This window comes from Capnocytophaga sp. oral taxon 380 str. F0488 (assembly GCF_000318255.2).
Lineage (GTDB): Bacteria > Bacteroidota > Bacteroidia > Flavobacteriales > Flavobacteriaceae > Capnocytophaga > Capnocytophaga ochracea.
On the sequence record NZ_KB291239.1, the window covers coordinates 18,236 to 32,196 of the forward strand.

Annotated in this window: 11 protein-coding genes; 6 read left to right on the forward strand and 5 right to left on the reverse strand. The window is 37.8% G+C overall.

The features are described from left to right. The first annotated feature begins 403 nt into the window (after positions 1-403). Genes HMPREF9078_RS10360 through HMPREF9078_RS10385 form a run of 6 tightly spaced genes read left to right on the forward strand, consistent with a single transcriptional unit; the run spans position 404 to position 4,860 of the window. On the forward strand, positions 404-745 hold the full coding sequence (locus HMPREF9078_RS10360; protein WP_009417595.1) for a TM2 domain-containing protein: 342 nt from the start codon (positions 404-406) through the stop codon (positions 743-745). Further along, positions 746-1,153, forward strand: a complete 408-nt coding sequence (locus HMPREF9078_RS10365) for a DUF2752 domain-containing protein (RefSeq protein ID WP_009420629.1) — start codon at positions 746-748, stop codon at positions 1,151-1,153. Continuing rightward, positions 1,150-1,581, forward strand: a complete 432-nt coding sequence (locus HMPREF9078_RS10370; RefSeq protein WP_009417672.1) for a hypothetical protein — start codon at positions 1,150-1,152, stop codon at positions 1,579-1,581. Before HMPREF9078_RS10365 ends, HMPREF9078_RS10370 begins: the two co-directional genes overlap by 4 nt. Beyond that, complete coding sequence (locus tag HMPREF9078_RS10375; RefSeq protein WP_009420630.1) at positions 1,581-2,393, forward strand: M48 family metallopeptidase; 813 nt, start codon at positions 1,581-1,583, stop codon at positions 2,391-2,393. Before HMPREF9078_RS10370 ends, HMPREF9078_RS10375 begins: the two co-directional genes overlap by 1 nt. A 2-nt stretch (positions 2,394-2,395) precedes the next feature. Next, on the forward strand, positions 2,396-2,806 hold the full coding sequence (ruvX, locus tag HMPREF9078_RS10380; RefSeq protein WP_009417678.1) for a Holliday junction resolvase RuvX: 411 nt from the start codon (positions 2,396-2,398) through the stop codon (positions 2,804-2,806). 5 nt (positions 2,807-2,811) lie between these two features. Further along, positions 2,812-4,860 carry an oligopeptidase B gene (locus HMPREF9078_RS10385; protein WP_009420631.1) on the forward strand — a complete coding sequence of 683 codons (2,049 nt, stop codon included), beginning with the start codon at positions 2,812-2,814 and terminating at the stop codon, positions 4,858-4,860. Positions 4,861-4,946: 86 nt separating this feature from the next. Here the strand turns inward: HMPREF9078_RS10385 and HMPREF9078_RS10390 are convergent, their stop codons facing one another. The 5 genes from HMPREF9078_RS10390 to HMPREF9078_RS10410 all read right to left on the reverse strand — a co-directional run bounded on the left by HMPREF9078_RS10390 (position 4,947) and on the right by HMPREF9078_RS10410 (position 13,190). Next, a complete protein-coding gene (locus tag HMPREF9078_RS10390; protein ID WP_009420632.1) occupies positions 4,947-6,080 on the reverse strand; it encodes a BT_3987 domain-containing protein in 1,134 nt (377 codons plus the stop codon). A 106-nt stretch (positions 6,081-6,186) separates the two neighbouring features. Further along, complete coding sequence (locus HMPREF9078_RS10395; protein ID WP_009420633.1) at positions 6,187-7,356, reverse strand: DUF1735 and LamG domain-containing protein; 1,170 nt, start codon at positions 7,354-7,356, stop codon at positions 6,187-6,189. A gap of 21 nt (positions 7,357-7,377) precedes the next feature. After that, the gene (locus HMPREF9078_RS10400) at positions 7,378-8,481 is read right to left on the reverse strand and encodes an endo-beta-N-acetylglucosaminidase family protein (RefSeq protein ID WP_009420634.1); all 1,104 of its coding nucleotides are present in this window, start codon (positions 8,479-8,481) and stop codon (positions 7,378-7,380) included. An 18-nt stretch (positions 8,482-8,499) separates the two neighbouring features. Next, positions 8,500-10,131, reverse strand: a complete 1,632-nt coding sequence (locus HMPREF9078_RS10405) for a SusD/RagB family nutrient-binding outer membrane lipoprotein (RefSeq protein WP_009420635.1) — start codon at positions 10,129-10,131, stop codon at positions 8,500-8,502. Positions 10,132-10,148: 17 nt separating this feature from the next. Beyond that, positions 10,149-13,190 carry a SusC/RagA family TonB-linked outer membrane protein gene (locus tag HMPREF9078_RS10410; protein ID WP_009420636.1) on the reverse strand — a complete coding sequence of 1,014 codons (3,042 nt, stop codon included), beginning with the start codon at positions 13,188-13,190 and terminating at the stop codon, positions 10,149-10,151. Positions 13,191-13,961: the final 771 nt, after the last annotated feature.

Below are 13,961 nucleotides of genomic sequence, written 5' to 3' on the forward strand. Positions count from 1 at the left end.
AACAAGGCTAAAAATGGTGAAAACGGGGTTTCGAAGCGAAAGAAAGAGAATCCTCACCCCGTCCCTCTCTCAAGGAGAGGGGGAATGTAGTGACGGAAAAGGGAAGAAATGACAAGTGATGAATGACGAAGATAATGTGAGGATATAGCACGATGAACAGATACAAGCTACACAAACGGGGAACAAATGACGAATGACGAGGAGTGAGAGACGAAGGCAAGGCGATGGTAAGATAAGGGAAAAGTAAAGACCGAGTGTTGCAATTTTGTGGGAAAATTCCTTGTTAAAGACACTATTTGTGAATTTGAATGAGAAGTATAACTTTTTTTGTTAAAATATTAGGCAATATCAAAAAAATGGTGTAATATTGCGCCATAATTTTAATCTCATAATTTTACACACTATGGATGCACAAAAAGTGGATATGTTTATCGTAACTAACGGTAAATTTTTTAGACCTGAAATCGTTCCTCAAATTCGTGAAAAGCTTCTTTCTTTGGACGAATCAAAATGGGTAATGCTACAAACGATACAATTTAAAGACCCTACTACTTCTCTCCTCATTTCTATTTTTGCAGGACATTTGGGCATTGACCGTTTCTATATAGGCGATGTAGGAATGGGAGTTGGTAAATTACTTACTTGTGGTGGTTTGGGTATTTGGACGATTGTGGACTGGTTCCTAATTATGGACGCTACAAGAGACAAAAATGCGGAATTATTAGCTTCAGCACTTAGTTACTAATTGACGACTAAAAAGTTCTATACATTCATCACACTCCTATGTCTTGCCTGTTGGGGGTGGCTACTTAGCCACTATGTTTTTCACGGGCAGGACATAGGGGTTACTGTTTGTGCAATAAAGAATGTTACGGGTTACCCCTGTCCGTCGTGTGGTACCACGCGGTCGGTTGAGGCTTTTTTTGAAGGGCACTGGGGAGAGGCGTTACTGACCAATCCGCTTGGGGTATTGGCATCGGTATTACTTATCATTACTCCGTTATGGTTACTTTATGATTTATGCAGAAAAAAAACTACTTTGCAGGGAGCTTACATAAAGTTTGAACAATTCTTTAAACACCCTTACGTGTATATTCCCTTTTTTATTCTCATAGTAATGAACTGGATTTGGAATATTTATAAAGGTTTATGATAGAAACTAAACAATTAAACGAACGCATCAGCGATGGTGACAAGGAGCGCGCTGCCAATAGCTATATAATGTCGATAGTGGCTATTATGGCGGGAATGCCTTTGCCTATCATCAATCTACTGGCTACCATATTCTTTCTGGTGGCACATCGCAAAGGCTCTTTTTTTGTGCGTTGGCATTGTTATCAAGCCTTCGTTTCACAACTTTTCTTATTTTTTGTAAACACCACTACTTTCTGGTGGACTGTATCAATAGTATTGGGGAGCAATTTAGTAACTAATGCTTATATTGCTTGGCTGATTATTGCCTTTATCTTTAATGTTTATGAAATTATAGGCACGTTTTATTCTGCCATAAAGATACGCAAGGGCGAACATTTATCGTGGTGGTTTTACGGTGATATTGTAGATTTAATAGTGAAAAAATAATGAATAAAGTAATATCAAGAGGCACTATTTTACTGTGTGTTTTCTTTGGCGGTTGGTTTTTACTGCAACAAGTAAACTGGTTGGGAATTTTTAAGATTAACCCGCTGATAAGGAATGAATACGTGAAGAAAATAGAGGTGAAGCTGGGTGAAATGATGTTTGAGGACTTCACGAGCAGAAACTCGGTGGTAGACGATAGCCTTGCGGTAGCGACTATCGACAGTATGGTGACCAAAATATGTGATGCTAATAACATCGACCAGAAGGAGCTGAAAGTGTACTTATTAGATAGTGAAGAGATAAATGCTTTTGCTTTGCCTAATCACCAGCTGATGATTTATACAGGACTTGTAAAAAAGACTTCAAGCCCAGAAGCCCTTTGTGGGGTGATTGGGCACGAGCTGGCGCATATTGAAAAAGATCACGTAATGCAGTCGCTTGTAAGAGAATTAGGGATAGGCACTTTGTTTGCTATTATTTCGGGGCGGTCAGACCTTTCGATGATTACAGAAGTAGGCAGAATCGTATCTTCGAGTGCTTTTAACCGAAATATGGAAAAAGAAGCCGACCTTGTGGGACTTACCTATATACAAAATGCGAAGATAGACCCTAAACCTTTTGCTGAGTTTATAGGGGTGATAGATGATAAAAATACTCCGCCTTCGGCATTTAAATGGGTAAGCACTCATCCTTTCCCAAAAGATAGGAAAGAGTATTTGCTACAAAATATCGGTAAACAGCGAACTAACTACAAGCCTGTTATCTCTTCATCTACTTGGGAGACATTTAAGGAAATCATAGAGGAAGAATAATTATGCGACTCTTAGCTATAGACTACGGAACCAAACGCACAGGCATTGCTGTAACCGACCCTTTGCAAATCATCGCTTCGGGGCTTTGCACAGTAGAAACCCCTACCCTACTGGCTTTCCTAAAACAATACACTGCCGAGGAAGCCGTAGAAGCCTTTGTGATTGGGCAACCTAAACGAATGAACAGTGAGGATTCCAGCGTAGAGGCTGAGATACAAAAGTTTATCAGTAAGTTACAACAGGAGTTTCCAGAGATACCTATCCACCGTCAAGACGAGCGGTTTACCTCCAAACTTGCTTTCCAAACAATGATTGATAGCGGACTAAAAAAGAAACAACGCCAGAACAAAGCGCTGATAGATGAAATAAGTGCGACTATTATCCTTCAAAACTTCTTAGATAAACAACATTAAATAATATGACAACTCCTCCTAAAGCTAAACGACTCCCCCATATATTCCACGAATTTGGCAAAAAGCGCACCGATAATTACTATTGGCTACGCGAGCGCGAAAACCCTGAAGTTATTGCTTATTTAGAAGCCGAAAGCGCCTATTATCATGCGCAAACAGCACACACCAAACCTTTGCAAGAAACGCTCTTTACCGAAATGAAAAGCCGCATCAAAGAAAACGACAGTTCTGTGCCTTACTTTTACAACGGTTATTGGTATCAAACTCGTTATGAAGAAGGTAAAGATTACCCTATTTATCTGCGCTACAAGGAAACGCTCGATGCTCCAGAAGAAGTGCTTTTCGATTGTAATGCGATGGCTAAAGGCAAAGCCTACTTTCACCTCGATAGCTTTGCTATAAGCGACGACAACCAGTGGGCGGTTTTTGGGGTAGATACGGTATCTCGCCGACAATATACGTTGCAAATCAAGAACCTTAGCACAGGTGAAATACTGCCTTATAAAATCAAAAATAACAACGGACAAGCAATTTGGGCAGCCGATAGTCGTACCATTTTCTACGTGAAGAACAACCGGCAAACCCTGCGTTCTTTCAAAGTATACCGCCATATTTTAGGTACTGACCCAAAAGGCGATGTACTGATTTTCCACGAAAAAGACGATACTTTCGATGTGTTCGTCTACCGCGAAAAATCTCGCAAATACCTTGTGATAGGCAGCGAAAGTACCCTTACATCCGAATATCAAATCTTAAACGCCAATACCCCTCTCGAGGCTTTCAAAGTATTCCAACCCCGCACACGAGGCTTGGAATACGATATAGCTCATTATGAGGAGTATTTTTATATCCTCACCAATAAAGATGGTGCGACCAACTTCAAACTGATGCGTACCCCCGAAAGTGCTACAACTTCCGAGCATTGGGAAGAAGTAATTGCCCATCGTCCCGAAGTACGCCTCAACGATATCGAGATTTTTAAAGATTACTTGGTAGTCGAAGAAGTGTACAACGGATTAGAACGTATACAAATACGCTCGTGGGACGGCTCAAAAGCGCATTATCTCCCCTTTGATAGCGAAACTTATACTGCCTATACTATCCAAAATATAGATTTCAACACCGAGTGGCTCCGCTATAACTACCAATCATTAGCTACCCCTGCCTCTATTATAGAATATAATATGTGCACTGGCGAAGAGCGCCTGCTAAAAGAACAAGAAGTATTAGGCGGAAACTTCAACAAAGATAATTATATAGAAGAACGCCTTTGGGCAACTGCCCCCGATGGCGTGAAAGTCCCCATTTCGCTCATCTACCGCAAAGACATAGTGAAAAACGGACAAAATTCTTTGTTACTCTACGGTTATGGCTCGTACGGAGTAACCATCAATCCTTATTTTTCTACCACCCGTTTAAGTTTGTTAGACCGAGGTTTTATCTATGCTATTGCTCATATCCGCGGAGGAGAATATTTAGGTCGCCAATGGTATGAAGATGGCAAACTCCTCAAAAAGAAAAACACATTTACCGATTTTATCGCTTGTTCTCAGTTTCTCATCGCCGAAGGCTACACCTCTCCCGAACATCTATTTGCCGAAGGTGGCTCGGCTGGAGGTTTGTTAATGGGTGCCGTAGTGAATATGGCACCACAATTGTATAAAGGCATTATCGCCTCTGTACCTTTTGTAGATGTGGTAACCACAATGCTGGACGAGAGTATTCCGCTCACTACGGGCGAATACGACGAGTGGGGTAATCCTAATAACGAGAAATATTACAATTATATGCTCTCCTATTCGCCTTACGACCAAGTGCGAGCCCAAGCCTATCCAGCAATGTACGTGAGTACCGGTTTGCACGACTCACAAGTACAGTACTGGGAGCCCGCCAAATGGGTAGCCAAACTGCGAGAACTCAAAACCGACGACCATCCGCTGTATTTAGACACCAATATGGAAGCTGGTCACGGCGGTGCCTCAGGACGCTTTGAAGCCCTAAAAGAAACTGCAAAAGAATACGCTTTTTTATTGGAATTAGAGGAAAATAGATAAACAAAAAAGGAATGTTTGTGTAAACATTCCTTTTTATAAAAGATACTACTCTATTAAAAATAAAATAGTATTTTATTTAATTTTTACTACTCTTCGTAGAAATTAATTTCAGAGAAGCCCATCCAATAAGAGGAAGCGTTTTCATCATTAACAAAGTTTCCTACTGATAGACGTATAAGAGGAACAGCTTTTTTAAAGGTTATTACAATATCACCACTACCGTTATAAGTTATAGTTCCTTGATATTGCTCACTTCCTTGTGTCATACCAGCATACGCTGATATATTTTTCACTTGGTTCCCTGATATAGGTTTCAATACTACTGATTTTATAAGTCTTACTTTAGGAAAAGTAAAGTAATAATAAGCGCCATCTCTCACATAAGAATAGGTATTTTCATCTCCATCTAATAGAAATCTTGGAGAGTAATATATGTCTCCATAATAAGAAGCGATAATACCTTTTCTATCTATTATTTTACCTGATGGTTGAGTGCCCACTTCTACATTATCATTTGATGAGACTAACTCTTTAATGTCGAAATTCACGAAGAGTTTGTTATTACTCAATTCTTGTTCATTACCCGAAGCATCTTTTACTACATATTTGAGGGGTAATGCGTATTCTCCCTTATTAGTAAAAGAATCTTCATTTAGATTGAAAGTAAGTTTTTTACTTAACGCATCGAAATCATCTTCGGGGAGTGTTCCTTCAACTCCTGCAGGTGCGAGGGTTCTACCACTTAGCACAGCTCTATCATCGCGCACTAAGGCTACTTTAAGTCCTGCTGGGAGTTCATAGCTACTCTTTATAGTGAAAGCGACTTCCTTATCACTATTTCCTATATAAACACTACCATTGTAGTAGCCTAAAAGTTTGGAAACAACTTTAGATTCAGCAGTGATTTTTATTTCTTCAGGGAAGACTTTTAGTACAAATACATCTTTTCCTTTAGGAAGTGTAAGACCGCTATCGGTTACTTTTAAAGCATAAGGCAAAATAACTTTTTTGTTAAAATTAGAGTTATTGCTAATAGTAAGCGTGAAAGTAACAGAAGTTTCACCTTTGCTAAGGGTTTTGGTAGCTTCGCTCAACTGAACAAGGTTAGCATCACCTAATTCAAAGCCTGAATAATTAGCTTTTACTTTGTCGTAAGCTGATGCATCGTAAGCAAATGATACTTGAACATCCTTATCATAAGGTTTATCAAGCAATCTCACTTCTACTTCTTGTAAGAATGATAAAGAGTTATGGGTAAAAAAAACTTTGCCAAAGCTTATATAAAAACTTTGGCAAAGTATAAGGTGTTAATTTGATAAGATTAGATTAGTTTTCTCTAGGAGGGAATACGTAACCATTACCACTATTATTATCAAAAGTAGCAGCGCTTGGTTTAGCCATATGAGCTTCAGTAGCTGACCAATCCCAAAGCTTGGTTTCGTCGTCAGTTATAGTACCTGTAGCTCTATCGTATTTTTTACCATTAAGTGGATAGTAGAACAACAGTCCTTCTGATTTAGGATCGATAGTTTTCCACATATTTTTCTTAATTTCAGTAGGATTTACAGCTTTTTTCCAGAAACGTACTTCACGTATCAGTTCGTTGCTACCGCCAATCCACAAACCTGTAACAGAATAAGCCCCCGTACGTATTTCACGAGAAGCTACTTCTACTCCATTCACAAATACTTTGGTGGTTTTACCATCATACCAAAAAGCAAGCATATACCATTCACCAGGTTTAGCTGAAAGTTTATCAGCAGGGATGTCTATTTGTGAAGCTCCGGTTTTGATTTGCAATTGATTAGGACGGATAGTTACATCACCAAAACGAGTGTAAATTTCATTAAGAGGTTCACCTACAGCTTTAGTACCTACAATAGAACGGTTGTTTTGATTATAAGCACTACGGTTCACCATTACCTCTAAAGTCCATTGATCTACTGTGTGAGTATTAGGAAAGACATCAGTTTTTTCAGATCCAGATCCTGATATTCTCAACACTTTAGTTATCAATTCTTGTTCTATTAAGATGATAAAAGTGTCTTGTCCTGTAATTGTTTTGATACCATTACCACGTAATTTAATAGGAAGGGCAAATGATTTTCCTAAAGGAAATTGTACATTTTTTAGTTTTAAAGAGACATTCCCTACAACATCTGATACTTTGAAAGTAACATTTTTATTTACTTCATACATTGAAGAAGGTAATAATACATAAGAAGTAGCATTAGCTTCATTATAGGCTTTTAGTTGAGCCTCATTACCTACTTCAAGAGTAGCCGATTCACCTCCTCTAGAGGGGCTTACCAATTTTACCGAGAAGTTTTTCACTATATACTCAGTATTTTCGGCTAAGTTTACTGTAAGGCTGTTACCTCCGTCAATATAGACAGCTTGGTTAGCCTTGTGTTCTTTGAGGTCGTTGTCGTATAATTCATCTTGGCAAGCTACTAAGGTGCTTAGTATAGCGAGCCCTGCTATTATTTTTTTCATTATTGTATACTTTTAGTAGTTTTATTGATAATTGCCTGGATATTTTTGATTACCATAATACAAAGCTTTTCTGAGCCATTTGTACTCAGGAGTATTGGCATAGTCATACTCCATATGATAAGAACCTACTCCACCAATGCGTTTACCACTTGGCAAATCGAAAGTAGCATAATCCAATATTTGAGTACCTTGCATACTATTCAACTCACTACGTACACTTCTATATCCTGAAACGCCTCCGGTACGCCAAGTTTGTTCAAATTCAACTGTGATAATGGTTTTTCGTTCCCAATCATCCAAATTATCTCCATATTCTATTTTCCACATTACGGAATTGGTACTTCTTTCCCAATAAGCCTGATAGATATAGTGATCTATCAATTTAGAAGTTTCGGGAGAAAGATAATAAGGTTCTCCATCCATTACGAGCATACGTCCTTTAGGGCGAAGTCTTGCACTAAGGGTTTCTATAAACACTTGCATAGGGTTATTGCCTTTTATATCTCCTAAACTTGCTACATTGGCTAAGTCTCCACTATGCCCGTAACCAGGTTCAAAGTCGATATCAAAACCATCGAGATTATATTTTTCGATAGTATCGGCAATAGCATTGGCGTAAGCTCTTACTCCTTCATTGAAGTTACCCCCACCTTTTTCATTTTGCCAATATTGTATGCGGTCTTTACCTACTGGAGTTAAAGGGCCTCCGAGGTCTTGTACTATCCAGCACAAAAGGGCTTTACCACCTTTTACTTCTTGGAAGAATTTTAAGTCTATTTTTTGTTCTTCGGAAAGTTTACCTCTTGTACCCCATAGAGATACAAAATCTACACTATCGGGCAAACAACGCAAATAGTTTTGAGCGTTATCACCTTTACCTGTCCAGTTACCGAACCAACCAAAGCCTTTTACGCGAGGTTTAGTGCGGTACTCTTCACGCAATTTTTTATAATACTCGCGCATGTGAGGATTCAAATCTGATTCTTTTTGCGCTTCAATTAGATATACTAATTTTTGTACATCTTGGTTGTCGTAAGTGAGACGCTCGGTTTCTGTCCACTTACTACATCCTACTACGGCAATAGCCGCAACAACTAAGGAGAATAAAAAACTATATTTTTTCATTTTTCTTATTATTTAAGGTTAATTTTGTTGTGGTCTATTAGGGCGTACCCACCATAAACGAGTAGCTCCTATATCGGGTCCTCCTAACAAAGCAGGCACTTCTGTTTGTAACTTATTATTAGTTAAATAATCTTTAGCAGAATATTTAAATCGTTCAGGCACAAAACAAGTAGGACAACCTATGCGGCTAGGCGCGGAGGTATCTTGATATTTCATAATTAATGGGTAGCCTGTACGTCTGTACTCAGTCCAAGCCTCTACTGCATTGGGATACATTGCCAAATATTTTTGGGTAATGATTTTTTGAAGATGTTGTTCTTCTTCTTTACCTGTTTGTACATCATCCCATTTAGGAGAGATGTTGTTAGTTACTAAATCATAAGTATAAGAAGCATACCAATAAGAATTCAATTCTTTAGGTTTATTAGTACTTGACAAATAGTTTGTAGGCATAGTAGTAGCCATTTCTTGGAACGACATTTTCACACCTTCTTCATAGAAACCTTGAGCTTGTGAAGCGGAAAGTCCTCCTAATCCATACAAAGCAGCTTCAGCTTTCAAAAATAACACTTCAGAAGTACGCATCCAAGATAAAGGTGAATTATCGTCTACATTAGGTATAGAAGCATAGAAAGCTGTATTGCGAATTCCTTCGTATTTTGGAAGGCTTGCAGTAGGGGCTACGGCGTAATAATCCTCTACATCTCTATAAGTTCCTTTTTTGAAAAGTACAGCTATACGAGGATCTTCATATCCTTTAAGATATGACCATATTGTAAGCCCCATACGAGTTTCGGAGTAATCTATAGAAGCTATCATAGAGTTTTTAAGCGGTTGTTTAGGTGAGTTACCTATTTTAGCTTCATCGGCAGCTTCAGTCATCACTCCTCCTGCCAAAGCTTTAGCTATATAAGTATTAGCTAAAGCTGCATCTTTGAAGTGTGCACGTACTGCCATACGCAACATCAAAGAATTTGCAAATTTTTTCCATTTAGCGATGTTACCTCCGTAAATAAGGTCGTAATCGGCCATTACTGTAGTTCCATTGTCAAGTACAGCTAAGCATTGGTCAAGTTCTTGTAACATTGCTTTGTACACATCTTCTTGTTTATCCAATGATGGAGCTATATCGCCATTACCAGCATTACTATACACTATAGGTCCGAATACATCAGTAGCGCGAAGCCAAGCTGTAATTTTAATAATATTAGCAAGGGCTAAAGCTCTTTTTTGTTGTACATCTTGAGAGTTGCCGATAGATTTTTTAATAGAATTCCATTCGGTAAACAACTTAGTATAAAAGCATTCATAAGCATAAGACATTCTACCATCGTTGAAATTCCAAGTAGCTTCGATATTGAAATTCCAATTGTTGTTATTCCCGAAATAACCTATATAGTTCCCTGAGGAAATAAGGTCGGTAACTTGCAAATCATTACCAGGTCCTGTAGTTTTAGCAGGGGCTCCAATAGGAATTACGTATTGTTGCATTTGTAGGAAACTATTACCATAGCCTACTATACCACTTTTGGCTAACTCATCATCGGTTACGCCATAAGTATTCTTATTGATATCCTCATAGTCTTTTGTACAACTTGCAGTACTAAAAAGACCTATAAGCAATAGTGAGTTTATAATTATTTTTTTCATTATCGTTTTTTTAATTATTAAAAGCCGAACTTCACGCTTACACCATAACCTCTTAAACTTGGTAACATCCAATTGTCATAACCTTGACCAGTGATACCTGTAGTTGCTGTAAGTTCTGGATCGTAAGGAGCTTTGTTATAAATCATCCAAAGGTTATTACCAATGAGTGAAATACTCAAATTAGAAAGAGATTTACCTAATTGTTCTTTAGTAAAACTATAGGTAAGAGCGACTTCTTGCAAACGTACATTGGTAGCTGAATACACGTAGTAAGAGTTCATACCAGGGTCAGAAATGGCACGATAGTAAGTTTCAGGGTTTACTTTGAAATTACCCATTTGTACATATCCGAGGTCGCGAGCATCGGCAGTAGCTTTAGATACTCCATAGCGATCTAACCATTTTTGAGTTTCGGAAATTACAATACCTCCAAGGCGTGCTTTGAACAAGAAACTCAAAGAGAGATTTTTGTAGCCTACATTACCACTCCAACCTAATGTCCAATCAGGGTTTACACTACCTAATTTATAAGGTTCAGTATTTTCAGTAAGTAGTGTACCACTACCATAGTCTACTAATCCATTAGCATCACGTTTGATTCGTTTGTTATCATATACATCACCTATATCACCTCCTTCACGCAAGCGGAAGCGTCCTACTTGTATTTCAGAAAAATCAAGAGTTTCTGCTGGATTAAGAGGGTTTTGAACTTTTGAACCTAATTCTATAATTTTATTACGGTTTGCTGATGCAGTAATATGAGTAGCAAAGTTAAATCCTTTTTCAAACTCTTTGTTATAACCCAAAGTCATTTCAATACCGCGGTTTTGGATATTACCTGCTTGTAAGAACATATAGTCATATCCTGATGTTTTTGACAATTCTCTTTTGAGTAATTGGTTATAAGTATTAGAATGATATACAGTAACATCAAAAGAGAGGCTATTTTTGAGCCATTTAGTATTTAAACCAATTTCATAAGAACGAGTACGTTCAGCTTTGAAATCAGGAAGAGGATAATACTTATAAGCTTGAGGTATACCTCCTACGAGTTCTCTGGTTTCGGTTCCTTTGGTAAGACCTGTATAGGCAATAGGAGAACCTACTTCAGTATATGAACCACGTATTTTAGCATAACTCAATATAGGATATAATTTTTGGCGTTGTTCAGAGGATAGTAATTCAGTAAGTACTCCTGAAAGACCTACAGAAGGATAGAAAATAGCTTCTTCTTTGGTATTTACGAGTTGAGAAGGCCAATCGGTACGACCTGTAAGGGTAAGGTATACTAAAGATTTCCAACCTAATTCAGCAGAAGCGAAAACAGCTATATTACGTTTTCTACTATCACCTCCTGTTTCTATAGGCACAGAGTTATTAGGATCAATATTATTATAGGTAAATTTATTGGCAAGGCGGAGCAATTGTCCTCCATAACCTCTTCCTTTAGTATCATAATCTTCAAATGAAGAACCTACGTTAGCAGAGAGGCTATAATCCTCTTTAAAAGTAGTATTATAATTCAACATTATATCTACATATTTTTGACGGAAAGTTTCTTGTGAATAGCTATAAAAACCTTTTTCTTTAGCATAAGTAAGGACTGTACCTGCATAACGTTTATCTTCTTTTTCAGTATAAGTATTATCTATACGGAAACGAGTGGCTATATTCAAGTTTTTCAAAATATTATATTTGAGTTGTCCTGAGAACATATAACGATCCTTAGCTAATGGACGAATGTTACGATAAGCTATCCAATAAGGGTTTTGAATATCAGCTCCAAAACCACCTACTGACCAATATTGTTTTGCATAACCTGCTCCTACATCATAACGTTCAAAGTATTTTTCTTGCTCAAAATCATTACCACGAGGATACAGATAAGTACCTACGATAGGATTGAAATAGGTACCATAACTCACCATATTACGCTCATATTGACGGATATAGCTTGCAGATAGATCTAGTTCCAATTTATCATCTAAGAAAGAAGAAGTATTACGAATTGTCATATTATAACGATGGTAAGTACTATTTGGGACTATTCCATTAGATTGTATATGAGAAGCTGATGCGAAAGTTTGATTGTTCTTATTTCCTACAGATAAATTTACTGCGTTATTAAGTGTAAGCCCTGTTTTGAAGAAATCTTTAGGATCATAAGAAGTAGGTGTAGAGAGTTTATCACCCCAAGAGTTATAATCACCAGCTTTATTTCCATAAGTGTTTTGAAATTCTGGCATTATTAGAGGATTTGTAAGTTCTACAGAAGAAGAAACATTAAGTTTCATTTTCCCTTCTTGACCTTTTTTGGTATTGATAAGGATTACCCCATTGGCAGCAGCAGCACCATATAAAGCCGCTGCAGAAGGACCTGTGAGGACGTTGATACTTTCGATATCTTCGGAGTTAAAGTCGGCAATACCTTCACCAGAAGCACGACCTGAACCAAAAGAAGTACCATCACCAGATCTATCGGATTGGTTACCAATAGGCACCCCGTCCACTACATAAAGCACGTTGTTATCACCACTAATGGATTTAGCCCCGCGCATTACTACTTTGGTAGCACCTCCCACACCAGCCGAACTGCGCTGGATATCTACCCCAGCTACTTTACCATTGAGGGTATTTACAAAGTTAGCATCTTTCACCTTTGTAAGTTCTTCCGACTTCACTTGTTGTACGTTATAACTCAACGCCTTTTCTTGGCGTTTGATACCCAAAGCGGTTACCACTACTTCACCAAGTTGTTGTGCTTCTTCTTGTAACACCACATCTAAAGTAAGAGTACCGCTCGCTTTCGTAACTTTTCTTTGCAGAGTACTATACCCCAAGAAGCTGTACTCAATAGTTTCATTAGCAGCTGCTTGCAGTTCATACTTCCCGTCAAAGTCAGTTGAAACACCACGTGTTGTACCTTTAATCACAACACTTACACCTGGCAGTGGCATACCATCACTGCCTGTAACTGTACCAGTTACTTTCGTTTGTGCCATTAGCGCACCGCCAAACAATGCAAAAACGAACATTAGCATTGATATTTTTACTTTCATTACTTTATTGAATAAATTAATTTGGGCGCAAAATTAGGAATATTTTAACATAGTGCAAATTTTTTGCTTTACTTTTTTCCTTTTTTTTCTCTTTTTCTTTATTTCAAAAATATATATTATTGATAATCAAACAGAATCAAAAGTACTAATTTTATATTTTTCTCCTTCAAAAATCTCCAAAGATTAAAAAATAATCTTCTTTATATCTATTTTATTAAAGAGAAACTCATCTTATATGGTTATTTTTTAAATCTATTTAATTATTATAACCAAAATAGTTCACACATTAAATTAAAGTCTTTTTTTCTAAATCAATACTCACTCTTAATATTTTCTTAAAACAAATGTTAAAGTCTTCTCCCCTTCATCTCAGCGCCATTTCATCACTCCCCTTCAAAATCGCAAACCACTATTCTTCTCCCCTTTTCCCGACCATACACCTTACCAAAGTTTCTAATTGCTTTTCGTACTACAACCTTTTACAAAGTCAAAAACTACCAATAACCCTCTTTTTATCTCTACCTTACCTTTAACTTAGCTTCACTTTTTCTTCGTCCATTTTTCGTCCATTTTTCGTCCATTCTTCGTCCATTCTTCGTCTTTGCATCGCTACAATTCCCCCTTTGGAGGTAGCCAGCGATAGCTGGGTATGTGTACAGCGAAAGCTGGGTATGTGTAAGGAGGAGGTTACCTTTGTCTTTTCTATATCTGTCCGCGTAACTCACACTGTCTTTTATCCATTATAGACCCACTGTAGACCCACTGTAGACC